Raw genomic sequence first — 22,279 nt, 5'->3', positions numbered from 1 at the left:
GATGTAAAGTTTCTGCCAACAGCGATTTGCACAACGTCACGAACATTGCAATTGATCCTTCCGGCGGCGTGCGCCGGCGCGAGAGCATGCATCATTTTTGAGCCTGGCTCGCATTGCGCGCCGCGCCGGCCTCGACCTGGCGCCAGTCCGACTGCGCTTCCTCCGCGCTCTCGAAGATGTGCGGCGCGACGCCGCGCTTCTCCAGGGCTTCGCCGAGCTTGATGCGCAGGAAACCCGACGTGGTGTAGCGCGACACGCCGGAATAGAAGCGGTCGACGAGGCTGCGCACCATCGCCGAATAATCGTCCATCAGCTCCGGCAGGATGGAAAAATTGTCATAATTGACGATGGCGTAGACGCGGCGTCCGAGCGGCGCCAGGCGGGCCTCGACGATGGCGGCGATGGTGTCGATCTCCGCCTTGCTGCGCAGCGGATAGCGCTCGAGATTGACGAAGAACAGGTTCTGCTGCTCGTCCAGCGTGAAGCGCTGGTCGAGCGGGATGGTGAGCAGGCGCTCGCGCAGATCCATCAGGCCGTCGCCGAAGATGCGCGCGTCCATCAGGGCGGGGTCGCGCGGGATCAGCGGCTTGAAGTCCATCAGGCGCAGGATGTCGCGCTCGATGTCGATGCCGGGCGCGACCTCGACGAGCTCGAGCCCGTCCTCCCGGAGCTCGAACACGCAGCGCTCGGTGACGTAAAGGGTGCGTTGCTTGCGCGCGGCGGCAAACGGGCCGCTGAAGGTGACGTGCTCGACATTCTCGACGAATTTGCGCGACGTGGCCTCGTCCAGGATGACGAGCTTGCCGTCCTTTACCGCGATGCGTTGCTTGCCCGCACCGAACGTGCCGACGAAGATCACTTCCTTGGCGTTCTGGCTGATGTTGATGAAGCCGCCAGCGCCTGCGAGCTTCGGCCCGAACTTGCTGACATTGAGGTTGCCGGCGCGGTCGACCTGGGCAAGCCCAAGGAATGCGGCGTCCAAACCGCCGCCGTCGTAGAAATCGAACTGGTACGGCTGGTCGATCACCGCCTGCGTGTTGATCGCCGCGCCGAAATCGATGCCGCTCGCCGGGATGCCGCCGATCACGCCCGGCTCCGCCGTCAGCGTGATGAGGTCGATGATCCGCTCTTCATTGGCGACCGAGGCGATCCCCTCGGGCATGCCGATGCCGAGATTGACGACGCTGTTGGCCTTCAGCTCCAGCGCGGCGCGCCGGGCGATGATCTTGCGCTCGCTGATCGGCATCACCGGCAGCGAGGCGGCGCGGACCCGGATCTCGCTCGAGAAGGCCGGATTGTATTGCGTGCCGAAAGTCTGCCAGTGGTTCTCGGGCCTCGACACCACGACACAGTCGACGAGGATGCCGGGAATCTTCACTTGACGCGGATTGAGGCTACCGGCCTCGGCGACGCGCTCGACCTGGGCGATGACGATGCCGCCGGAATTATGCGCCGCCATGGCGATGGCAAGCGCCTCCAGCGTCAGGGCCTCCTTCTCCATGGTGAGATTGCCGTCGGGATCGCCGGTGGTGGCGCGGATGATCCCGACATCGATCGGGAAGGTCTTGTAGAGCAGGCACTCCTCGCCGCGCAGCGTGATCAGCTCCACCAGGTCCTCGGTGGTGCGTGCGTTCAGCTTGCCGCCGCCGTGCCGGGGATCGACGAAGGTGCCCATGCCGACGCGGGTGATGTGGCCGGGCCGGCGCGCGGCGATGTCGCGGAACAGGTGCGTGATCACGCCCTGCGGCAAATTGTAGGCCTCGATCTGGTTCGCGATCGCGAGCTGCTGCAATTTCGGCGCAAGGCCCCAATGCCCGCCGATCACGCGCCGCACCAGGCCTTCATGTCCGAAATGATTGAGGCCGCGCTGCTTGCCGTCGCCCTGCCCGGCCGCGTAGACCAGCGTCAGATTGCGCGGCTTGCCTTGCGTATAGGGGGCATCGCCCTCATGGGACAGATAGAGCTCCTCCAGTGCGATGGCGATCTCCTCGGCAAAGCCGATGCCGACGAAGCCGCCGGTCGCCACCGTGTCGCCGTCGCGGATCAGCATGACGGCTTCATTCGCCGAGACGACCTTGCCCTTCTCGGAGTTGCGCAAGTAAGGCAGAGCTGGATGATGGCTCACGGCGTTCCTCCCGCTCCCTGGACCGTAGGCCTTGTTGTGCTTGATCTTATCGCGAAGCGCTGCCCCGGAACAGGTTGCTCCTCGCGAAGGAAAGACGGCAAAGCGGAGAGCAAGGTCCGCGCCAGATCCCGCAGCTTCGCGCAATCGCTGAAATCTGCGGCAATTGCCTGCAATCTGTCCCGGAAGAGCAGCCGGGTGCGGTGTCCGGAATCCGAGACTCCGGACAGTCCGGTGTCTCGAAACTCAGACGGGTGCCGATCCCGAGGCGAGGCCGAACTTGGCGAGCTTCTTGTAGAAGGTCGCGCGCGAGATCCGCAGCATCCGGGCGGCCTCGGTGATCTGGCCGTTGCTGGCGGCGAGCGCCTGTTCGAGCGTCTGCTTCTCGAACTCGGCCTCGGCTTCGGCATAGGGTACCACCAATCCGGCCGGGCGCTCGGCCGGTGCAAGCCTGACCTCGGTGCCGATGGGGAGAATGCGGGCGACATCCTCGCCGGTCAGCCGTCCGGAATCGCTGAGGATGAGCGCGCGCTCGAGGATGTTGCGGAGCTCGCGGACATTGCCGGGCCAATCGTAACGGGCGAGCGCGGCGAGCGCGCTCGGCGTGATCTTCGCCTTGATGTAATCGCCGGACGCGCTGATGTCGTCGAGCAGCCGGGCGCAGATGTCGGGGAGATCGTCGAGGCAGTGGCGCAGCGGCGGCAGGTCGACTGAAAGCACGTTGAGCCGGTAGTAGAGATCGGCGCGAAATGCGCCGTCGCTGACACGCTTGCGCAGGTCCACATTGGTCGCGGCGATGACGCGGACGTCGACCCTGGTGATCTTGTCCGAGCCGAGCGGCTCGATCTCGCGCTCCTGGAGCACGCGCAGCAGCTTGGCCTGCAATTGCAGCGGCATCTCGCCGATCTCGTCGAGGAACAGCGTGCCGCCGTCGGCAATGCGGAACTTGCCCTCGCGTCCCCGTCGGTCGGCACCGGTATAGGCGCCCGGCGCAGTGCCGAAGAACTCCGACTCGATCAGCGTCTCCGGGATGGCGGCGACGTTGACGCTGACGAACGGCTTGTCGGCGCGCGAGGAGGCGTTGTGGATCGCCTGCGCCAGCATCTCCTTGCCCGTCCCGGTCTCGCCGGTGAGCAGGACCGTGACGCTCTGCCGCGCGGCTCGGCTGGCGAGCTCCTTGGCGTGAGCAATGGCAGGCGTCGTGCCGACGAAATCGGCGAAGGTGAAGCGCGCCGCGCGGGCGTTGGACAATTGCCGCCGCGCCAGCCGCAGATCGCTCTCGAGCTGGGCGACGCGGGCGAGCAGGGGCTTCAGGCTTTCGAGATGATCATAGAGCACGAAGCCGATCGCGCCGATCACCGTTCCGTTCTCGTCCTCGATCGGCATGCGGGTGACGACGAGCTGCTCGCCGCCGAGCTCCATGATGTCGAGCAGGATCGGCTCGCCGGTCTCGGCCACCTTCCGCATTAGGCTGTTCGGGATGACCTCCTCGATCGACCGGCCGATCGCCTCGCTGGTATGGTCGAGACCGAGCGCGGCAAGATATTTCTCGTTGACGTAGACGACGCGCCCGCCGCGATCGATCGCAATCGCGCCCTCGCAGAGCTTCTCCAGCCGCTCGAACAGCGTCTCCATCGCGCGCGCACGGAGATAGGCGGGATCGCTGATCGAGGAGGCGGCGGCAGGCATGAAATACCTCGGGGAGGTCCGCCCCGTGTATTAGCAAAAGTGTAGCGATTTCAAAGGGAGAAATAGGCCTCGGGCGGCGGCTTCGCCCCTACCGCCGGTACCCGCTCGCCCGCGAATAGCCCTGGCGGTGCTGTTGCGCCGGGCGGCTTGCCACGCTGACCCGCGCCTCGCTCGAGGCGGGCGTTGCGAGCTTCAGCTCCTCCAGGAAGATCGGCCGGGAGAAATAATAGCCCTGCGCGTAGCGGATCTTGGTCGCCGCCTGCAGATAGGCCAGCTCCTCGTAGGATTCGAGGCCTTCGGCGATCACCGTCATGCCGAGCGCCTCGCTCAAGGATTCGATCGCGCGCAGGATTCCCTGGCTGCGCGGGCGCTTATGGATGTCGGTGATGAAGGAGCGGTCGATCTTGATCTCGTCGGCGGTGATGTCGGCCAGCGCCGAGAGCGAGGAATAGCCGGTGCCGAAATCGTCGATCGAGATGCCGACGCCGAGCTTGCGGAACATCGGCAGAATCTCGTCCTGAAAATGATTCTTGGCGACGAAAGCGTCTTCCGTCACCTCGATCATGAACCGCTGCGGAAAGCCGGTCTTCTCCAGCGCCTGCGCAAAGCTGCGCATGAATTCGGGATTGCCGGCCTGCTTGGCGGCGACGTTGATGCTGATGGTCGCTTCCGGGCCGAACGTGTCGTTGATCAGGTCGATCGACTTGACGATCTCGGCGAGCACGAGATGGGTCAGCTCGTCGATCAGGCCGAGCTCGCCGGCAAGATCGATGAACGAGCCGGGCGCCTGGATCACGCCTTCGTCGTCGCGCAGGCGCACCAAGGCCTCGATGCCCTTCACCGCCTGCGTGCGGATGTCGACCTTGGACTGGAAGGCGCAGCAGAAGCGCTTTTCCAGGATGGCGAGCCGCAGCGACTGCTCGACCTTCATCCGCGCCTGCGCCTCGCGCTCCATGCTGGCATCGAAGAAGGCGGCCAGGCCCTTGCCGTTGTTCTTGATGCGGTACATCGCGATGTCCGCGTTCTGCCGCAGCGTCTCGAAGCTGCGTCCATGGTCGGGATAGAGGCTGATGCCGACCGAGGTCGAGGCGAACACTTCCGAATGGTCGATGAAGAACGGCGCGGTCAGCCGCTCCAGCGTCGATTGCATGAATTCGGCGACTTCCTCCTGGCTCTGGACCGGTGACAGCAGCAGCAGGAATTCGTCGCCCGAGATGCGCGAGAGTATGTCGGAATCGCGCAAGTCCCGTCCGAGCCGCTTCGCCAGCTCGACCAGCAGCGCGTCGCCCACGGCGTGGCCGTAATAGTCGTTGATGTGCTTGAAATTGTCGACGTCGAGGAAGGCCAGCGCAAAACGTTCGCCGCTGCGGTCGCGCGCGAGCAGGGCATTGGCGCGGTGCTCGATCACGCGGCGCGAGGGCAGCCCGGTCAGCTCGTCGAAATAGGCCGAGCGGAACAGCTGGTCCTCGAAATTCTTCTGCTCAGTGATGTCGGAGGATGCCGAGATCAGCAGCTCGCGTCCGTCGAGACGAACGGGGCGATGGGTCGTGAGCAGCACCTTCCGCGCGGCGCCGACGTGAAGCGCTTCCTCGGTCACGACCGGCTGCCCGTCGCTCAGGGCCTGGCGGCAGGCCTCGCGCCGCGGCGTCAGATCGGGTGAAGGACGGCTGCCGTCCAGGCCGAGCTGCGCGGCGGCGGCATCGTTGACCAGCAGCAGCTCGCCATGCGCGTCCTGCACGGTGAGGCCGGCCGGCAGCATTCTAACGATTTCTTTGAGAAAACCGAGCTCGGCTTCAGTCGCGCCGGAATATTGATTGTCGTTCATAGAAGCCATGAATCTTGTTGTTTCAGCGCGCCTTTGCAATGGGCGCGATCTTCCGCGGTTCCCTCTTAAGTTTGGTTAAGGGGTCAGGAGAAATACGGGGGTGTTTTGGAGAAAACACTTGCGACGATCCGACGCGCGCTGGCGATCGTCATTAACGGAGCGTCAACGCGCTCGGTAAAACAGCGGGCGAGGTGCGCGATTCTGCTTTCGCTTTGCTCGCGGGACTATTCGCTTCGTGGAATTCGACACTGCATGATGCAATGCAGCCCGGTTTTCAGATACGTGATCTCGGTTTTGCCGTCGAAAGCCGACAGTGCCGATTTCAAGAGCTTGGTGCCGAAGCCGGGCTCCGACACCTTGTCCACGCTCGGTCCTTCGGTTTCGTCCCAGGTGATCGTCAGGCGGTCGTCGGTGATGGTCCATGACACCTGCAACAGACCGCGCGGCGCGGAGAATGCGCCGTACTTGCCTGCATTGGTGGCAAGCTCGTGAAACATCAATGACAGCGTGACCGCGAGCTTGGGCGGCAGGAACAGCCGCTCGCCGTTGAGCGTGAAGCGGACATGGCCGTAAGGCCCGAGCTCGGAGATCAGGAGGTCGCGGATGTCGCAGCCGGCCTTGTCGATCCGCGAAATCAAATCATCGGTTGCGGCCAGCGAGCGCAGCCGCGGATCGACCCGGGCCCAGACCTGCGGCTGGTCGTGCAACACCTGGTGCACCACGGCATGCACCGTCGACAGCTTGTTCTTCAGCCGATGCTGGAGCTCCTCGACCAGCAGCTTGCGATAATCTTCTTCCTCGATCAGGCGTCTGGAAATTCGGCGCTGCTCGGCCAGCATGGTGCGATAGTGCTCGACACCCCAGATGGTGATCGCGCACACGGTCCAGTAAAGCGCCAGCAGGACAAACCGCGCGCGATCGGCAAACGCATCGCCGAAATTCAGCGCGACGCCGAGCACGCCGCCGACGAGCGCCGTCACGATGCCGATCCGGAATCCGCCCAGGGCCGCAGCAAAGAAAACGGCCGGGAAGTACGGCGTGAAATAGATGTCGGGACGAACCTGAGCGAGGCCCCAGCGGACCAGGGTTGCAGCCAACAGGCAGACCACCGCAAAGCCGATGCTCAGAGCGAGCGAGGGCGGCGCCGCACCCTGCCAGCCCTTGCGGAACTCGTCGATCAGCTTCCTCATGCCCTGCCTGGTTGCGATAGGCGTTCGACGATCGAGCGGCCCGTGAGAATGTTACGCATGCCGCCCATACAAGCATAGCTTGCCTTGTCGGAAGCGGGCAGGAATAGTGACCGCTGCGGCGACGGCGGCGGCCGGCACTCGCCATTTGGCATCAAATCACTCGAAAACAGGAACATTCCATGGGCAGGCTGGACGGCAAGGTTGCGGTGATCACGGGGGCGACGAGCGGCATCGGATTGCGCACTGCGGAAGTCTTCGTTGCCGAAGGTGCCAAAATTGTGATCGCAGGCCGGCGCGTACCGGAAGGCGAGGCGCTGGCGAAGCAGCTCGGGGAAAGCTGCATCTTCCGTCAGACCGACGTCACCGTCGAAGCGCAGATGCAGGCGCTGATCGCGCTCGCGGTCGACAAGTTCGGCAGGATCGATTGCCTGTTCAACAATGCCGGCGGGCCGGCACAGACCGGCGGCATCGAAGGGCTCGAGGTCGAGCGTTTCGATGCGGCGATGGCGACGCTGGTGCGCAGCGTCATGCTCGGCATGAAGCACGCCGCGCCCTACATGAAGAAGCAGGGCGGCGGCAGCATCATCAACAATGGCAGCATTGCCGGCCGCCTCGCCGGCTTCTCGTCGTCGATGGTCTATGGCGCGGCCAAGGCGGCGGTGATCCATCTCACCAAATGCGTGGCGATGGAGCTCGGCGAATCCAACGTTCGCGTCAACTCGATCTCGCCCGGCGCGATCGCGACCGGCATCTTCGGCAAGGCGCTGGGGCTCTCGACCGATGCCGCCGAGAAGACGCCGGCGGTGATGCGCGAAGTCTACAAGACCGCGCAGCCGATCCCCCGCGCGGGTCTTCCTGAAGATATCGCCCAGGCCGCAGTGTTCCTGGCCAGCGACGAATCCAGCTTCATCAACGGCCACGACCTCGTCGTCGACGGCGCCATGACCGGCGGCCGCAACTGGAGCCAGCAGCAGCAGGGCTACGTGGCGCTGCGCAAGGCGTTCGATCAGGGGGCGTAGCGGAGGACTATGTGCTGTCATTCCGGGGGCGCACGAAGTGCGAACCCGGAATCTCGAGATTCCGGGTTCGATGCTGCGCATCGCCCCGGAATGACGGTATTTGTCGTTAGATTCCCTTCACCTTCACCCGCAGCCCGTCACGCGGCTTCGGGATCGGCCACATCTGCCAGTCCGGCTTGTAGCCTGGCGCGAGCGACACCTCGATATTCTCCAGGAAGTGCCGCGCGAAGCATTTCGCCTGCATGTAGGCGAAGTGCAGACCGAGGCACATATGCGCGCCGCCGCCGAACGGCACGAAGGCGAAACGGTGACGGCCACGCTGTGCGTCCTCGGTGAAGCGCAGGGGATCGAAGCGGTCCGGCTCCGGCCAGATCTCCTTCATGTGGTGGGTATAGAGCGGGTTGATGCCGATCGCCGTGCCGGCGGGGATCGCAAAACCCTTGAAGCTGAAATCGCGCATCGCGCGGCGCGGCATCGACGGCACCGGCGGCTTGAGCCGCAGCGCTTCCTTGAACGCCATCTCGGTCAGCGGCATCTTCTCGAGATCGTCGAAGCTGGTCGGCGCGCCGGAGGCGAGGCCGAGCGCGAGCACCTCCGCGCGCAGCCGGTCCTGCCAGTCCGGATTGGCGGCGAGCTCGCCGATGAAGGAGGTCAGCGACGAGGTCAGCGTGTCGTGCGCGGCCATCATCAGGAAGCTCATATGGTCGATGATGTCCTGGTCCGACAGCAGCGCGCCGTTCTCATGGGTGGCGCGGCAGAGCTGCGAGAACAGATCGTCGCCGCCGTGATTGCCGCGCCGCAGCGGAATCTGCTCGCGGAAATAGGCGATGATGCGCTTGCGTCCCTTCACCCCCCGCGCCATCTGGGTGCCGGGCAGGGGGCGGCGGATCGGGGTGACGGCGGCGGCCACCATGTCGATGAAGGCGCGGTTGATCTCGTCGACCTCGGGCCCGATATCGGCGCCGAGGAAGGAGGCCGCGGCGAGATCCAGCGTAAGCTGTTTCATCGCCGGATAAAGCTGCATCTCGCCGGGCTTTGCCTTCCACTGCGCGACGCGCGCGGAAATGCCGCGGTCGAGGTCGCCGAGATAGGACTTCATCGGTCCGGACTTGAACGCGACCGAGAGCGCCTTGCGATGCAGGCGATGCTCCTCGAAATCGAGCAGCATCAATCCGCGCGGAAACAACAGCCCCAGCACCTTGTCCCAGCCATGGGTCGAGGAGAACAGCTTCTGCTGGTCGAACAGCACGAGCTCGTTGGCCTCGGGCCCGAGCAGCACGACATTGGTCTCGCCGAAAAAATGCGTGCGGTAGACCAGGCCGTATTTGGCGCCGCTCGCCTCGATATGGCCCTTGGGGTCGGCGAGCACCTGAAAGGTCTTGCCGATGATCGGCCAGCCTTCGTCACCGGGAATGTGGGTCAGCTCGTTGCGCCTGGGCGGAGTGAACGGAAGCGCAGGGGCGGCCACATTCTGCATCGACATGACGATTGCTCCGGTTGGCTGGCCCCGCAAACATAGCACGATCCGGCCGCGATGAGCTGCGGTCGTCTTGCGCACAAAATCGTCACACAACCATCATTGTCCCGGTCGAGGCCGGGACAACGAGGGATTTCGCGCCCTAACGCTTCGCCGCTTCCTTCTGCAGATCCGGCGCGTTGACGGCGGGGATGGCGACGCGGCCGGGGCCGGTCACTTTCAGCGCCTCGGCGGCCTTCTCATTCTCCATGATCTTGGCCATCACGGCCTGACCCGCGCGCTCGAAGATCGCGCGGTTCTCGATCACGAATTTTTGCGACCTGCGCAGCCCATCGATATAGCCGTTGATCTCCGGCACAACGTAGCGCGCCACCATGTCCCAGCTCCGGCGGGTGTTTTCCGGATTGGCCCAGTCGTGCACGAAGCCGATGATGGCGCCGACTCCGCCGGAGACTTGCATCACGTTCTTGATGGTCTTGACGAGATCGTCGGGCGTGCCGATCGTGGACGCCGCGCCCTCGACGAAGGCGGTCTTGTCGACGGCCTCGTCGGGCGAGGAGAACGCGGTGAGGCCCGGCCGCTGCAGCGTGCCGACATTATATTCGTTGTGCCAGCGCATCAGCCCGGCGCCGGCCTCGCGGCGGGCTTGTTCACGCGTTTCCGCGATGTGCCAGGTCAAGAGCACGCGCCAGTCGGCGCGACGCACCGTGGTTCCGTGCTTCTTGGCGGCATCCTCGGCGAACTGCCATTGCTGCTGCAGCGACATCAGGCCCTGCGTCGTCATCGAGCCCAGCGAGATGATGCCGATGCCGTATTTGCCGGCGAGCGTCATGCCGGAGGGCGAGATCTGCGAAGCCACCACGAACGGCATCTCGTCCTGCAGGGGCAGGATCTGCAGCGCGGCGTCGTTCATCGTGAACCAGTCGCTTTTGGCGGTGACGCGCTCGCCGTTGAAAAGGCGGCGGATGATGCCGATCGCCTCGTCCTGGCGGTCGCGCTGCGTCATCGGATCGATGCCGAGCGTGTGCGCGTCGGAGGCGAGCGCGCCCGGTCCGGAGCCAAAAATGGCGCGGCCGCCGGTCATATGGTCGAGCTGCACCATGCGCTGGGCGACGTTGAAGGGATGGTGATAGGGCAGCGACACCACGCCGGTGCCGAGCTTGATCCGCTTGGTGCGCTCGCCGGCCGCGGCCAGGAACATCTCGGGCGAGGCGATCATCTCCCAGCCCGAGGAATGATGCTCGCCGCACCAGAACTCGTCATAGCCGAGCGCATCCAGCTGCTCGACCAGATCGAGATCGCGCCGGAACTGCAGCATCGGATGCTCCCCGATCGGGTGATGCGGGGCAAGAAAGGCTCCGAACTTCAGGCGCGCCATGGCGGTCTCTCCGGCTGAATTTTCTGTTTGTTGGTCGTGTCAGGCTACGTGCCTGACGGCACGAACGCAATCACGCGATGTCCCGCGCGGTGGAATGCAGGCATGCGCGGTGGCAAGCGAGACGTTGTAGTCCTCGCCCGCTTCGCGCTTCATCACGCCAACGACACGCAGCGCGATTGGGCGGGTCCCTTCATTCGCGTTCGACACCTCCGCGAAGCCTCACAATCAGCGCGCGCAGAATTCCTCGCCTCGCTCGTGTCATTTGTGACATTCGTCATGATCGGCGCCGCATTTCCGGCGCGGATGCGCCGCGCATCGGCACGAGATTGCGACGTTGCGGTTAATACGTGCGGATTCTTGCGGATTTCCGGCGAATTTCGCGAGATTGACAGCGCACGGTCTTTTTATTTTGCGCCGCAGCAACTATCTGGTTGGGCTGGACGTTGAACGTCGCCCACCAGGAACTTGCCGTGTCGTTAGCCAGAAACATCGATCTGTTGAGACGTCTGCCCCGGCTGGACGGACTGCGCTTCGCCGAGCCCGGCCGCGGTGCAGATGGACTCAGCCCGCTGCAGGAGGTCACTGGCTTCGGCGACAATCCCGGCGCCTTGCGCATGTTCGCGTTCGTGCCGGCGCAATTGCAGCGGCCGCGCGCGCTCGTCGTCGTGCTGCATGGCTGCGGACAGACCGCGGCCGCCTACGATCTCGGCGCGGGCTGGTCGACGCTCGCGCAACACTACGGCTTTGCCCTGTTGATGCCCGAGCAGCAGCGCATCAACAATGCCAACACCTGCTTCAACTGGTTCAATCCGGAGGACACCGCGCGGAACAGCGGCGAGCCGGGTTCGATCCGCGCGATGATCGCGCACATGGTGAAGACGCATCGAATCGATCCCAGGCGCGTCTTCATCACCGGCCTGTCGGCCGGCGGCGGCATGACCTCGGTGATGCTCGCGACCTATCCGGAAGTCTTCGCGGCCGGCGCGATCATTGCCGGGCTGCCTTACGGCATTGCCTCGAACTTGCGCGAGGCGCTCGATGGCATGTTTCATTCTCCGGCGCGTCCTGCGCGCGAGCTCGGCGATCTCGTGCGCAGCGCCTCCGATCATCGCGGCCCCTGGCCGAGGGTCTCGGTGTGGCACGGCAGCGCCGACCGCACCGTCAATCCCGGCAATGCCAACGAGATTGTCAAGCAATGGCTCGACCTGCACGGCCTGCCCGAACTGCCAATGGCCGAGACCAATGTCGACGGCTATCCGCGCCAGGCCTGGTGGGACAAGGACGGCGAGACGCTGGTCGAGTCCTATGCCATCACCGACATGGCGCACGGCACGCCGCTGGGGCTCGCCGACAACGATCAGCGCTACGGCATCGAAGGCGCCTTCCTGATCGAGGCCGGCATCTCCTCGTCCTACCACATCGCAAAGTTCTTCGGCCTCACCGGTTGGATTGCGGACGCCGCGACGACGAAGGCGGAAGCCAAGCCCGTCGCCAAGTCCGCCACGAAGCCTACTGCGAAGCCGGCGCTCTCGCCCGCGCCGCATCTCGCCCGCTCGATCCGCACCCTCGTCGCCGCGGAGCCTGCCGAGCCGCAGGGCGAGAAGGCGCGCGGCTTCGACCTCGGCCAGATCATCACGCGCGCGCTCACGGCTGCGGGGCTGATGAAGTAGCCCCGCTGTCGTCCCCGCGCCTCAAGCGCGCGCCGATCCGGGACCCATAGCCACAGGACAAAGTTGGGCACGGAGAGGTGACTCCGAGCCCCCGTAACCACATCTCCCTGTGGTTATGGATCCCGGATCTGCGCTTGCGCTTGTCCGGGATGACAGCGAAGTTGTAGCGGCGGCTTCAATTCAGCTCCGCGAAAAGCTACCCCGTCTGATCGATCACCTCGACCGGCGTCACGCTGATCTCGCCGCCCGCGACCTTCCGCGTCACCTCCTGGTAGTGCTTGAAGAAGTCCCGTGATTGTAGCGTTTTCTGCGCAGCATCGTCGGCGACGCTGGCGAAGTGGAGATAGCTGCCGTCGTCGCGATGCTTCAGGCAACGATAACCGATCCTCCCCTTCAGCTCCGCATCGGCGTCGATCGCCGCGATGAAGCGGCCGATCTCGCGGTGCCATTCCTCCGTCGTGCCGTTCTTGAACTCGTATCTGATCATGAAGTGCTTCATGTGACGCTCCCTGTTCGTCTTGTGCGTCATCATCTGCGCGCTCGATACGATCCCGCAAGTATGGACAAAATTGATAGTATGGACTTTTTCGTCGTTGCTCCTATCCTCATCGCATAGCGTTTTCGAGCGAAGTGGATACCGGTTCGCGTAAAGAAAACGCGTCAAAACAAGAATCTTCCACATGGAGGAAACGACATGGCGAAGACGTCTCCCGCGCGCACCTGTCCGGTTGCGGCGTTTCAGAAGATGATCAGCGGCAAATACAAGCTGCGCATCGTCTGGGATCTCAAGGACGGCCCGCGCCGCTACGGCGAGATCAGAAGCGGCTTGCTGCGCGGCGCTTCAGGCAGCGCCGAGATCACCCCGCGCGTGCTCAGCCGCGAATTGAAGGCGTTGACGATGAGCGGCCTGATCGACCGCAAGGATTTCGGCGAGGTGCCGCCGAAGGTCGAGTACCGCCTGACGCGCAAGGGCAAGAGCTTCGTCCCCGTCGTTGCCGCAATCCGCGAGTGGGGCGAGCGCAATCTCGGTGAGGCGACGGCACTCGCGGACGCCGCTGAATAAGCCTACATCTCGCCGGTGATGAACGGATTGGTCATCCGTTCCTGGCCGATGCTCGAGCCGGCGCCGTGGCCGCAGATGAAGCCGACATCGTCGCCGAGCGGCAGCAATTTCGTCTTGATCGAACTGATCAGCGTGGCGTGACTGCCGCCGGGCAGGTCGGTGCGTCCGACCGAGCCGGCGAACAGGACGTCGCCGACATGGGCAAACCGCAGATCCTTGTTGAAGAACACCACGCTGCCGGGCGAATGACCCGGACAATGCAGGATGTCGAACTGCAAGCCGCCGATCGACACGCTGTCGCCTTCGTCGAGCCAGCGGTCCGGCGTGAAGTCGCGTCCTCCGGTCATGCCGAAGCGCGCGCCGCTCGCCACGACGTTGTCGAGCAGGAACTTGTCCGCGACATGCGGTCCCTCGATCGGCACCGTGAGCGCATCGCGCAGCTCGGCCGCGCCGCCGACATGGTCGATATGACCGTGGGTCAGCCAGATCTTCTCCACGGTGACGCCGGTCTGCTTGATCGCATCCAGGATCTTCGGCACGTCGCCGCCGGGATCGATCACCACGGCCTTCTTGGAAGGCTCGTCCCAGATGATGGTGCAGTTCTGCTCGAACAGCGTCACGGGAACGATGATCGCGCCCGCCTTGGCTTGCCGGGATTCTTGCCGGGATTCTTGGCTGTCGTTTTGCTCGGTCATGGCCTCACAATGCCGATTTTTGCCGAGCCGCCAAGCAAAAGATTCGTCCCCGCACCGGGGAACAACCGTCACACGGCCGTCCCAATTGGCTTGCCAATTTGAACCGGGGCGTTGCTGTCGCGTTCTCCCGCGCAAGGCGTCAGATTTGGGTGGTCTTTGGCATGGCTCACGACAACGAGAATTGGTGGCGCGACGGCATCTTCTATCAGATCTATCCGCGCTCGTTTCAGGACTCGGACGGTGACGGCGTCGGCGATCTCGCCGGCATCCTCAAGAGGCTGCCTTACGTCAAATCGCTCGGCGTCGATGCGATCTGGCTGTCGCCGATCTTTCCCTCGCCGATGGCCGATTTCGGCTACGACATCTCGGACTATGTCGGCATCGAGCCGCTGTTCGGCACGATGGCGGATTTCGACGCGTTGCTCGCAGCCGCCCACGACAACGGCCTGAAGCTGATCCTCGACCTCGTGCCGAACCACACCTCCGACCAGCATCCCTGGTTCGCCCTGAGCCGGTCATCGCGCGACAATCCCAAGCGCGACTGGTACATCTGGCGCGATCCGGCGCCAGGCGGCGGCGTTCCGAACAATTGGTTGTCCGAGTTCGGCGGCAGCGCGTGGGCTTTCGACGAGGCCACGGGGCAATATTACTACCACGCCTTCCTCGCCCAGCAGCCGGATCTCAACTGGCGTAATCCGGATGTCCGCGCCGCGATCTACGACGTGATGCGGTTCTGGCTCGACAAGGGCGTCGACGGCTTTCGCGTCGACGTGATCTGGCACCTGATCAAGGACGCCGAATTCCGCGACAACCCGGCCAACCCGCACTACGTCGAGGGCCGTCCGCCGAACGAACAAATCCTCACGCAATATTCCACCGACCAGCCGGAGGTGCACGACGTTATCGCCGAGATGCGGCGCGTCACCGATTCCTATGGCGCGCGCGTCTTGATCGGCGAAATCTATCTGCCGCTGCACCGGCTCATGGCCTATTACGGCAACGATCTCACCGGCGCGCAGATGCCGTTCAACTTCGCGCTGCTCTCGACCTTCTGGAGCGCCCGCTCGATCGAAAAGATCATCGAGGATTACGAAAAGGCATTGCCGCGCGGCGCCTGGCCCAACTGGGTGCTCGGCAATCACGATCGTCCGCGCGTCGCGAGCCGCGTCGGGCCCGAGCAGGCCCGCGTCGCGGCGATGCTGCTGCTGACGCTGCGCGGCACGCCGACGCTTTACTACGGCGACGAGATCGGCATGCACCAGCTCGCGGTCGCGCCGGAGGACGTGCGCGATCCCTTCGAGAAGAACGTCCCCGGCATCGGTGTCGGCCGCGACGGCTGCCGCACGCCGATGCAATGGGATTCCTCGAACTTCGCAGGTTTTTCGCAAGCAAGGCCGTGGCTGCCGCTGCCGGAGGACCACATCCGCGAGAATGTCGCCAATCTCGAAGCCGATCCGCGTTCGATCCTCAGCCTCTACAAGCGCCTGATCGGCTTGCGGAAGAGCTGCCCTCCGCTGGTCACGGGCGATTATCATCCGATCGCCGCGCAAGGCGATCTGCTGATCTATCGCCGCGCGGCCGGCGGCAAGGCCGTGATCGTCGCGCTCAATCTCGGCTCCGATCCGGTCGCGGTGACCACCAGCGCGATCCGTTTCGGCAGCAGCATCTTGCTGTCGACGTTCCTGGATCGCGAAGGTGAGGAGATCGAAGGCGTGCTGGACCTGCGCGGCAACGAGGGCGTGGTGGTGGCGGCGCCGTAAACTGTCGTCCCGGGGCGCGACGAAGCCGCGAGCTATGATGCGCAATTGCGCATCTGAGGACCCATAACCACAGGACGCAGTTTTGCGACGATTCGGAGTCGCCCGTTTTGCCCCACACGCCTCCCTGTGGTTATGGATTCCGGGCTCGCGCTGCGCGCGCCCCGGAATGACGTGCAGAACGGAATCGGCTATTCTCCTGCCATGGACAACACCGCCCGCATCACACTCGTGCCGCCGCCGGATCGTCGCCAGTCGGAGACGGCGCTGGCGATCGCGCGCGGCACCGCGCGTCTGCTCCGCTCGCTCGGCTTCTCCTGCATCAGCGAATTGCCGCTGCCGTCAGGCCGGCGTGCCGATCTCGTCGCGCTGAACGAGCGCGGCGAGATCTGGATCGTCGAGATCAAGTCGTCGGTCGAGGATCTGCGCGCCGATCAGAAATGGCACGAATACCGCGCCCATTGCGACCGGCTGTTCTTCGCCTTCACGCAGGATCTGCCGTGCGAGATCTTCCCCGGTGACACTGGCCTGATCGTCGCCGACGCATACGGCGCGCACCTGCATTGCGAGGCGCCCGAGCACAAGCTCGCCGCCGCCACCCGCAAGCAGATGACGGTGCGGTTCGCCATGGCGGCGGCCTTGCGGATCAACCGCCTGGTCGATCCGCAGGGTCATGCGGATTTCTGGGAGTAGGCTGACTTCGTAGCCCGGATGGAGCGCAGCGCAATCCGGGACAATTGCAGCCCGTCGCGCCAATCCCGGATTACGCTGCGCTCCATCCGGGCTACGCAGTGTCGTAGGGTGGGCAAAGCGAAGCGTGCCCACCAATTAAAATTAATCAGGATCGAAATAGAGAACGTGGGGCACGGCGCTTCGCGCCTTTGCCCACCCTACGAGACCGCTACCTCGGCGCGCGCTTCGCCAGGATCCGCTGCAAGGTACGCCGGTGCATGTTGAGCCGGCGCGCCGTTTCCGAGACGTTGCGGTTGCACATCTCGTAGATGCGTTGGATGTGCTCCCAGCGGACGCGGTCGGCCGACATCGGGTTGGCCGGCAGCTCGGATTTGTCCGTGTTGGTCGACAGCAGTGCGGCGACGACGTCGTCGGCATCCGCGGGCTTGGAGAGATAATCGATCGCGCCCATCTTCACCGCGGTCACCGCAGTGGCGATGTTGCCGTAGCCGGTCAGCACGATCGCGCGCGCATCCGGCCGCTTCTTCTTGAGCGCCGAGACCACGTCGAGGCCGTTGCCGTCGCCGAGCCGCAGATCCACCACCGCGAACGCCGGCGCCGATTTGCCGATCTGCGCAAGCCCGTCCGAGACCGTGTCGCATGATGTCACCGAAAAGCCGCGGCTCTCCATGGCCCGTGACAAACGCTCCAGAAACGGCTTGTCGTCTTCAACGATGAGCAGCGAGCGGTCGGTCTGTTCGTTCAGGTCGGCAATGGCGTTCAAGGTTGTTTCCTCTCTCCAGCGCATCGACATATGGCGTCGCAATCGCGCGGTGCCAAGGCGGCAAATGGTCGACCCGCCCCATTGTGCGACGCAAGGTCGCGGCTATCCTATTGTTTCTTCGAGCGTCTCGATAGCCTCAAAACGCTGTCTCGGCCATGTGATCTGAACCACCGCACCATGGTCCGGAAAGATTCGGTTGGTAAACGAGACCTTCGCGCCGGTGCGCTCCAGCAAGGTGCGCGCGATGAAGACGCCGAGGCCGAGGCCGCGCCGTTCGCCGCCACCATCATCCTGGGGGCGTCGCCGCGACAGATAGGGCTCGCCGATCCGGTTGAGGATATCGGGTGGAATGCCCGGTCCGTCGTCGGAGATCACGAGCTCGATATGGTCCTGGTTCCACCAGGCGTTCACCTCGACGGTGGTGCGGGCGAAATCGACCGCATTCTCGACGATGTTGCCGATGCCGTAGAGGATTGCGGGATTGCGCGAGCCGACCGGCTCCGCCGCCGCGGCCACCGCGATCCGCACCTTGATCTCGACGCCGAAATCGCGATGCGGCGCCACCACCTCCTCGATCAGCTCCGACAGCTTCATGTGGTCGAACGGCGCGCCGGTGGGGGAAAGCTGGGTGATCTTGCTGAGGATGTCGCGGCAGCGCTGGGTCTGCTCGCGCAAGGTCTTCAGGTCGGCGGCGATGCTTGGCTCCTTCACCGTCTTTTCCAGCTCGCGCGAGATCAGGAAGATCGTCGCGAGCGGCGTGCCGAGCTCGTGTGCGGCCGCGGCTGCAAGGCCGTCGAGCTGGGTCAGGTGCTGCTCGCGCGTCAGCACCAGTTCGGTTGCGGCCAGCGCGTCCGCAAGCTTGCGCGCCTCCTCGGTCACCTGGAACGAGTAGAGGCTGGTGACGCCGATCGCGAGCGCAATCGAAAGCCAGACCCCGACGAGATAGACCGGCGGCAGCACCAGGGGATCCTCGGAATCCCACGGCAGCGGAAAATGGAAGAAGAACAGCACCGACGCGCAGGCCACCGCGAGCAGGCCAAGGCCGAAGGTGAAACGGGCCGGCAGCGCCGTGGCCGAGATCAGCACTGGCGCGAGGAACAGGAACGAGAACGGGTTCTGCAGTCCGCCGGTGAAGAACAACAGGCCGGCCAGCTCGACGATGTTCAGCGCAAGCAGGCCGGCCGCCTGCATCGGCTCCAGCCGCTGCATCGGATTGGCTGCGGTCTGGAGTGCGAGGTTGAGCGCCGCCGAGAGCGCGATGATGCTGACGCAGGGAATGATCTCGACGTTGAACTCCAGCCCCTGGGCCACGATGAAGATCGCGGCGAGCTGCCCCAGCACCGCCAGCCAGCGCAGCCGCAGGATCGTGTCCAGCCGGATATGCCGCTGCGCGTGATGGAAGTCGGAATCGGCAATTTTGGTCATATCGGCCAATGTGGCGGCGCCTTCCAAGGTCACGGACGCCGGGCTGACGGAACCGCCCGGTGAGGAGCCCTTACATCGAGCCTTGCGCTCGCCGATGCAATAGCAGAAGAACGGCCAGCATGACCGAGAATGGCAAGGCTTCAAGTCGGCCCACTGTCGCGGATCGAGATTCGTCCGCGGCAATTGCGGTCGATCACCTCGTCAAGGTCTACAAGCAGACCCGCGCCGTCGACGACATCTCCTTTTCGCTGCCGCGCGGCAGCATCACCGGGCTGCTCGGCGGCAACGGCGCCGGCAAGACCACGACCATCGCGATGATCATGGGCTTGGTGCTGCCGACCTCCGGCCGCGTGCAGGTGCTCGGTCACGAGATGCCGGACGAGAGTGCGTCCGTGCTGGGGCGGATGAATTTCGAAAGCCCCTATGTCGACATGCCGATGCGGCTCACGGTGCGGCAGAACCTCACCGTGTTCGGCAAGCTCTATGCGGTGAAGAACCTCGCTGACCGCATTGCCAGGCTCGCCGCCGACCTCGACCTCGGCGATTTCATCGACCGCGCCAACGGCAAGCTCTCCGCCGGGCAGAAGACCCGCGTTGCGCTGGCGAAGGCGCTGATCAATCAGCCCGAGCTGCTGCTCCTGGACGAGCCGACCGCCTCGCTCGACCCCGATACCGCCGACTGGGTGCGGGCGCATCTGGAGCGGTATCGCCGGGACAACAACGCCACCATTCTCCTCGCCTCGCACAACATGCTCGAGGTCGAGCGGCTCTGCGACCGCGTCATCATCATGAAGCGCGGCCGCATCGAGGACGACGATACCCCCGCGGCGATCATGGCCCGCTACAACCGCACCACGCTGGAGGAGGTGTTTCTCGACGTCGCCCGCGGCAGGGCAAACGGCGCGAAGGAGGCGGTGCGGTGAGGGAGAGCTGTAATCGTAACTTCAATGGAGCGACGTCATTCCGGGGCGCGCGGAGCGCGAGCCCGGAATCCATAACCACAGGCGGCAGCTGTGAGGCGAGACTGGTAACTCCGAGTCTTCGCCAAATTCAATCCTGTGGTTATGGATCCTCAGATGCGCAATTGCGCATCATAGCCCGCGAACATGTCGCGTCCCGGGATGACACTTTTCATCCGAGCTATGGGCTGCCCCCATGACCGAGCTCTCCCTCCACCGCGGCATCTCGCTCCACCGCATCGGCGCGATGATCCTGCGCTATTGGTATCTGCTGCTGTCGTCCTGGCCGCGGCTGCTCGAGCTGCTCTATTGGCCGGCGCTGCAGGTCATCACCTGGGGCTTTCTCCAGTATTACATCGCCGAGAACGCCAATTTCTTCGCGCGCGCCGGCGGCACGCTGATCGGCGCCGTCATCCTCTGGGACATCCTGTTCCGCGGCCAGCTCGGCTTCTCCATCTCGTTCCTGGAGGAGATGTGGGCGCGCAACCTCGGCAATCTCATGATGAGCCCCTTGAGGCCGATCGAGTTTCTGTTGGCGCTCATGGTCATGAGCCTGATCCGGCTTGCGATCGGCATCATTCCGATGACCCTGCTCGCGCTGTTCCTGTTTCACTTCAACATCTATGCCCTCGGCCTGCCCCTGATCGCGTTCTTCTGCAATCTGATCTTCACGAGCTGGTCGGTCGGCATCTTCGTCTCGGGCCTCGTGGTGCGTAACGGCCTCGGCGCCGAGAGCATCGTCTGGACCTTGATGTTCGCAATCCTGCCGCTCGCCTGCGTCTACTATCCCGTCAGCGTGTTGCCGGTCTGGCTGCAATACGTCGCCTGGGCGTTGCCGCCGACCTATGCCTTCGAGGGCATGCGCGCGCTGCTGATCGAGCAGACCTTTAGGAGCGATCTGATGATGGAGGCGTTGCTCATCAACGCCGTCCTTTTGGTTGCATCTTTTGGGGCATTCCTTGCCCTTTTGCGCAGCGCAAAGCGGCACGGCTCGCTGCTGTCGAGCGGTGAATAAAGTCACTTTCCCGTGGATTCACGCTGATTTGGCGGTTTTTGGCACGTAGATGTACGGAACCATGCATTGACGCAATATTACGCATTCGGCAGTATGCTGCGATGCGAAGAGGAATATGACGATGCCTATTGGTGAGTTCGGCGGCGCACCGCCCCTGGCGGCAGAAGGCAGTCCGGTCCTGACGACGCCGATGTACTGGATGTACGAGATGGCGCACGCCTCTCTCAATCCGGCGCGTGCGGTCACCGACGCGACCAAGCTGCTGTTTCAGAATCCCCTCAATCCCTGGTCGCGCACCGAGGTCGGCAAGTCGGTCGCCGCGGCCTGCGAATTGTTTGAGCGCACCACGCGCCGCTACGGCAAGCCGGAATGGGGTCTCAACGACACCGAGGTCAACGGCATCCGCGTCCCCGTCGAGATCCGCTCGGTCTGGGAAAAGCCGTTCTGCAAGCTGCTCTACTTCGACCGCAAGTTCGCTCGTCCGCTGCGCAGCCCGCAGCCGCGCGTGCTGATCGTGGCGCCGATGTCCGGCCATTATGCGACGCTGCTGCGCGGCACGGTCGAAGCCTTCCTGCCGGCGCATGAGGTCTACATCACCGACTGGGCCGATGCCCGCATGGTGCCCTTGAGCGAAGGCCGCTTCGATCTCGACGATTACATCGACTATGTCATCGAGATGCTGCATGTGCTCGGCGGCAACACCCACGTGATGGCGGTGTGCCAGCCCTCCGTGCCCGTCGTCGCGGCGGTCTCGATCATGGAAGCGCGGCGCGATCCGTTCGTGCCGACGTCGATGACGCTGATGGGCGGCCCGATCGACACCCGCCGCAATCCGACCGCGGTGAACAATCTCGCCCAGGAGCGCGGCATCGACTGGTTCCGCAACCACGTCATCACCAAAGTGCCGTTCCCGCATCCGGGCATGATGCGCGACGTCTATCCGGGATTCTTGCAGCTCAACGGCTTCATCAGCATGAATCTCGACCGGCACATGGATGCCCACAAGCAGCTGTTTGCCCATCTGGTGAAGGGCGACGGCGATCTCGCCGACAAGCATCGCGACTTCTACGACGAATATCTCGCGGTGATGGATCTGTCGGCCGAGTATTACCTGCAGACCGTCGACACCGTGTTCGTGAAGCACTCGTTGCCGAAGGGCGAGATGACCCATCGCGGAACCCGCGTCGATCCTTCCAAGGTCAAGCGCGTCGCGTTGATGACGGTCGAAGGCGAGAACGACGACATCTCCGGTCTCGGTCAGACCGAGGCGACGCACACATTGTGCAGCGCGATTCCCGATCATCGCCGCGTTCATTACGTCCAGAAGGGCGTCGGACATTACGGCGTGTTCAATGGATCGCGTTTCAAATCGGAGATCGTGCCACGGATTCACGACTTCATGGTTTCGGCTGCGAATCCTGCTTCGTTGCAGGCGCTTGCGGCTGAATAACCTCGAATTTCGGCTTTCCCGTCGAAATTTCGGCCCCTGTCGCGGCCTCCGGCGGGCGCAACTCCACGCCAGATTCGCGGTATTTAGGT

19 protein-coding genes are annotated in these 22,279 nt (G+C 64.1%); 9 read left to right on the top strand and 10 right to left on the bottom strand.

Features of this window, described 5'->3' with window-relative positions:
* Nucleotides 1-91 precede the first annotated feature (91 nt).
* The 4 genes from I6F17_RS27870 to I6F17_RS27855 form a co-directional block, all read right to left on the bottom strand.
* Nucleotides 92-2,125 carry an acyl CoA:acetate/3-ketoacid CoA transferase gene (locus I6F17_RS27870; protein WP_225126159.1) on the bottom strand — a complete coding sequence of 678 codons (2,034 nt, stop codon included), beginning with the start codon at nucleotides 2,123-2,125 and terminating at the stop codon, nucleotides 92-94.
* Nucleotides 2,126-2,368: 243 nt separating this feature from the next.
* A complete protein-coding gene (locus tag I6F17_RS27865) occupies nucleotides 2,369-3,811 on the bottom strand; it encodes a sigma 54-interacting transcriptional regulator (protein WP_225126161.1) in 1,443 nt (480 codons plus the stop codon).
* Nucleotides 3,812-3,899: 88 nt separating this feature from the next.
* Complete coding sequence (locus I6F17_RS27860) at nucleotides 3,900-5,636, bottom strand: EAL domain-containing protein (RefSeq protein WP_225126163.1); 1,737 nt, start codon at nucleotides 5,634-5,636, stop codon at nucleotides 3,900-3,902.
* Between the two features lie 224 nt (nucleotides 5,637-5,860).
* Complete coding sequence (locus I6F17_RS27855; protein WP_225126165.1) at nucleotides 5,861-6,826, bottom strand: HWE histidine kinase domain-containing protein; 966 nt, start codon at nucleotides 6,824-6,826, stop codon at nucleotides 5,861-5,863.
* Between the two features lie 179 nt (nucleotides 6,827-7,005).
* Here I6F17_RS27855 and I6F17_RS27850 point away from each other — a divergent pair, with 179 nt between their 5' ends.
* Nucleotides 7,006-7,845, top strand: coding sequence for an SDR family oxidoreductase (locus I6F17_RS27850; protein ID WP_225126174.1), 840 nt, complete (start codon nucleotides 7,006-7,008; stop codon nucleotides 7,843-7,845).
* 106 nt (nucleotides 7,846-7,951) lie between these two features.
* On the opposite strand, the gene I6F17_RS27845 is transcribed toward I6F17_RS27850, so the two are convergent.
* Both I6F17_RS27845 and I6F17_RS27840 read right to left on the bottom strand, forming a co-directional pair.
* Nucleotides 7,952-9,328 carry a cytochrome P450 gene (locus I6F17_RS27845; RefSeq protein WP_225126176.1) on the bottom strand — a complete coding sequence of 459 codons (1,377 nt, stop codon included), beginning with the start codon at nucleotides 9,326-9,328 and terminating at the stop codon, nucleotides 7,952-7,954.
* 136 nt (nucleotides 9,329-9,464) lie between these two features.
* The gene (locus tag I6F17_RS27840) at nucleotides 9,465-10,700 is read right to left on the bottom strand and encodes an LLM class flavin-dependent oxidoreductase (RefSeq protein ID WP_225126178.1); all 1,236 of its coding nucleotides are present in this window, start codon (nucleotides 10,698-10,700) and stop codon (nucleotides 9,465-9,467) included.
* A gap of 102 nt (nucleotides 10,701-10,802) precedes the next feature.
* On the opposite strand from I6F17_RS27840, the gene I6F17_RS27835 reads away from it, so the two are divergent.
* Together I6F17_RS27835 and I6F17_RS27830 are read left to right on the top strand one after the other, a co-directional pair.
* Nucleotides 10,803-11,147, top strand: coding sequence for a hypothetical protein (locus I6F17_RS27835; RefSeq protein ID WP_225126180.1), 345 nt, complete (start codon nucleotides 10,803-10,805; stop codon nucleotides 11,145-11,147).
* A gap of 23 nt (nucleotides 11,148-11,170) precedes the next feature.
* Complete coding sequence (locus tag I6F17_RS27830; protein WP_225126182.1) at nucleotides 11,171-12,370, top strand: PHB depolymerase family esterase; 1,200 nt, start codon at nucleotides 11,171-11,173, stop codon at nucleotides 12,368-12,370.
* 196 nt (nucleotides 12,371-12,566) lie between these two features.
* Here I6F17_RS27830 and I6F17_RS27825 read toward each other — a convergent pair whose 3' ends face one another.
* Complete coding sequence (locus I6F17_RS27825) at nucleotides 12,567-12,869, bottom strand: hypothetical protein (RefSeq protein WP_225126184.1); 303 nt, start codon at nucleotides 12,867-12,869, stop codon at nucleotides 12,567-12,569.
* Between the two features lie 195 nt (nucleotides 12,870-13,064).
* Between I6F17_RS27825 and I6F17_RS27820 the strand changes: the two genes are divergently transcribed.
* Nucleotides 13,065-13,433, top strand: coding sequence for a helix-turn-helix domain-containing protein (locus I6F17_RS27820; protein ID WP_036038584.1), 369 nt, complete (start codon nucleotides 13,065-13,067; stop codon nucleotides 13,431-13,433).
* 2 nt (nucleotides 13,434-13,435) lie between these two features.
* On the opposite strand, the gene I6F17_RS27815 is transcribed toward I6F17_RS27820, so the two are convergent.
* On the bottom strand, nucleotides 13,436-14,128 hold the full coding sequence (locus I6F17_RS27815; RefSeq protein WP_036023992.1) for an MBL fold metallo-hydrolase: 693 nt from the start codon (nucleotides 14,126-14,128) through the stop codon (nucleotides 13,436-13,438).
* A gap of 161 nt (nucleotides 14,129-14,289) precedes the next feature.
* On the opposite strand from I6F17_RS27815, the gene I6F17_RS27810 reads away from it, so the two are divergent.
* Nucleotides 14,290-15,888, top strand: a complete 1,599-nt coding sequence (locus I6F17_RS27810; protein ID WP_225126185.1) for an alpha-amylase family glycosyl hydrolase — start codon at nucleotides 14,290-14,292, stop codon at nucleotides 15,886-15,888.
* Between the two features lie 201 nt (nucleotides 15,889-16,089).
* A complete protein-coding gene (locus I6F17_RS27805; protein WP_036038582.1) occupies nucleotides 16,090-16,578 on the top strand; it encodes an MmcB family DNA repair protein in 489 nt (162 codons plus the stop codon).
* A 208-nt stretch (nucleotides 16,579-16,786) separates the two neighbouring features.
* Here the strand turns inward: I6F17_RS27805 and I6F17_RS27800 are convergent, their stop codons facing one another.
* Both I6F17_RS27800 and I6F17_RS27795 read right to left on the bottom strand, forming a co-directional pair.
* Nucleotides 16,787-17,341 (bottom strand): ActR/PrrA/RegA family redox response regulator transcription factor, encoded by a 555-nt coding sequence (locus I6F17_RS27800; RefSeq protein WP_036002403.1) that lies wholly within the window; start codon nucleotides 17,339-17,341, stop codon nucleotides 16,787-16,789.
* A gap of 102 nt (nucleotides 17,342-17,443) precedes the next feature.
* Nucleotides 17,444-18,766 (bottom strand): ActS/PrrB/RegB family redox-sensitive histidine kinase, encoded by a 1,323-nt coding sequence (locus tag I6F17_RS27795; RefSeq protein ID WP_109142077.1) that lies wholly within the window; start codon nucleotides 18,764-18,766, stop codon nucleotides 17,444-17,446.
* Nucleotides 18,767-18,885: 119 nt separating this feature from the next.
* Here I6F17_RS27795 and I6F17_RS27790 point away from each other — a divergent pair, with 119 nt between their 5' ends.
* The 3 genes from I6F17_RS27790 to phaZ all read left to right on the top strand — a co-directional run bounded on the left by I6F17_RS27790 (nucleotide 18,886) and on the right by phaZ (nucleotide 22,190).
* Nucleotides 18,886-19,689: an ABC transporter ATP-binding protein gene (locus I6F17_RS27790; protein WP_036038565.1), complete on the top strand. Its 804-nt coding sequence runs from the start codon at nucleotides 18,886-18,888 to the stop codon at nucleotides 19,687-19,689.
* A gap of 232 nt (nucleotides 19,690-19,921) precedes the next feature.
* Nucleotides 19,922-20,740, top strand: a complete 819-nt coding sequence (locus tag I6F17_RS27785; protein WP_225126186.1) for an ABC transporter permease — start codon at nucleotides 19,922-19,924, stop codon at nucleotides 20,738-20,740.
* 121 nt (nucleotides 20,741-20,861) lie between these two features.
* Nucleotides 20,862-22,190 carry a polyhydroxyalkanoate depolymerase gene (phaZ, locus tag I6F17_RS27780; protein ID WP_025033269.1) on the top strand — a complete coding sequence of 443 codons (1,329 nt, stop codon included), beginning with the start codon at nucleotides 20,862-20,864 and terminating at the stop codon, nucleotides 22,188-22,190.
* Nucleotides 22,191-22,279 lie beyond the last annotated feature (89 nt).

This window comes from Bradyrhizobium sp. NBAIM18 (genome assembly GCF_020193825.1).
Taxonomy (GTDB): domain Bacteria; phylum Pseudomonadota; class Alphaproteobacteria; order Rhizobiales; family Xanthobacteraceae; genus Bradyrhizobium; species Bradyrhizobium yuanmingense.
Note: the sequence above shows the minus strand (reverse complement) of the source record. Positions and strands in the feature narration are given on the sequence as shown.

Excerpts from the sequence above, each read along its gene's own strand:
- phaZ (WP_025033269.1), top strand. The coding sequence starts at position 20,862 with ATGCCTATTGGTGAGTTCGGCGGCGCACCGCCCCTGGCGGCAGAAGGC.
- I6F17_RS27840 (WP_225126178.1), bottom strand. The coding sequence starts at position 10,700 with ATGGCGCGCCTGAAGTTCGGAGCCTTTCTTGCCCCGCATCACCCGATC.
- I6F17_RS27790 (WP_036038565.1), top strand. The coding sequence starts at position 18,886 with ATGACCGAGAATGGCAAGGCTTCAAGTCGGCCCACTGTCGCGGATCGA.
- I6F17_RS27815 (WP_036023992.1), bottom strand. The coding sequence starts at position 14,128 with ATGACCGAGCAAAACGACAGCCAAGAATCCCGGCAAGAATCCCGGCAA.
- I6F17_RS27785 (WP_225126186.1), top strand. The coding sequence starts at position 19,922 with ATGACCGAGCTCTCCCTCCACCGCGGCATCTCGCTCCACCGCATCGGC.
- I6F17_RS27825 (WP_225126184.1), bottom strand. The coding sequence starts at position 12,869 with ATGAAGCACTTCATGATCAGATACGAGTTCAAGAACGGCACGACGGAG.
- I6F17_RS27820 (WP_036038584.1), top strand. The coding sequence starts at position 13,065 with ATGGCGAAGACGTCTCCCGCGCGCACCTGTCCGGTTGCGGCGTTTCAG.
- I6F17_RS27810 (WP_225126185.1), top strand. The coding sequence starts at position 14,290 with ATGGCTCACGACAACGAGAATTGGTGGCGCGACGGCATCTTCTATCAG.
- I6F17_RS27855 (WP_225126165.1), bottom strand. The coding sequence starts at position 6,826 with ATGAGGAAGCTGATCGACGAGTTCCGCAAGGGCTGGCAGGGTGCGGCG.
- I6F17_RS27850 (WP_225126174.1), top strand. The coding sequence starts at position 7,006 with ATGGGCAGGCTGGACGGCAAGGTTGCGGTGATCACGGGGGCGACGAGC.
- I6F17_RS27865 (WP_225126161.1), bottom strand. The coding sequence starts at position 3,811 with ATGCCTGCCGCCGCCTCCTCGATCAGCGATCCCGCCTATCTCCGTGCG.
- I6F17_RS27795 (WP_109142077.1), bottom strand. The coding sequence starts at position 18,766 with ATGACCAAAATTGCCGATTCCGACTTCCATCACGCGCAGCGGCATATC.
- I6F17_RS27845 (WP_225126176.1), bottom strand. The coding sequence starts at position 9,328 with ATGTCGATGCAGAATGTGGCCGCCCCTGCGCTTCCGTTCACTCCGCCC.
- I6F17_RS27835 (WP_225126180.1), top strand. The coding sequence starts at position 10,803 with ATGCGCGGTGGCAAGCGAGACGTTGTAGTCCTCGCCCGCTTCGCGCTT.
- I6F17_RS27805 (WP_036038582.1), top strand. The coding sequence starts at position 16,090 with ATGGACAACACCGCCCGCATCACACTCGTGCCGCCGCCGGATCGTCGC.
- I6F17_RS27860 (WP_225126163.1), bottom strand. The coding sequence starts at position 5,636 with ATGAACGACAATCAATATTCCGGCGCGACTGAAGCCGAGCTCGGTTTT.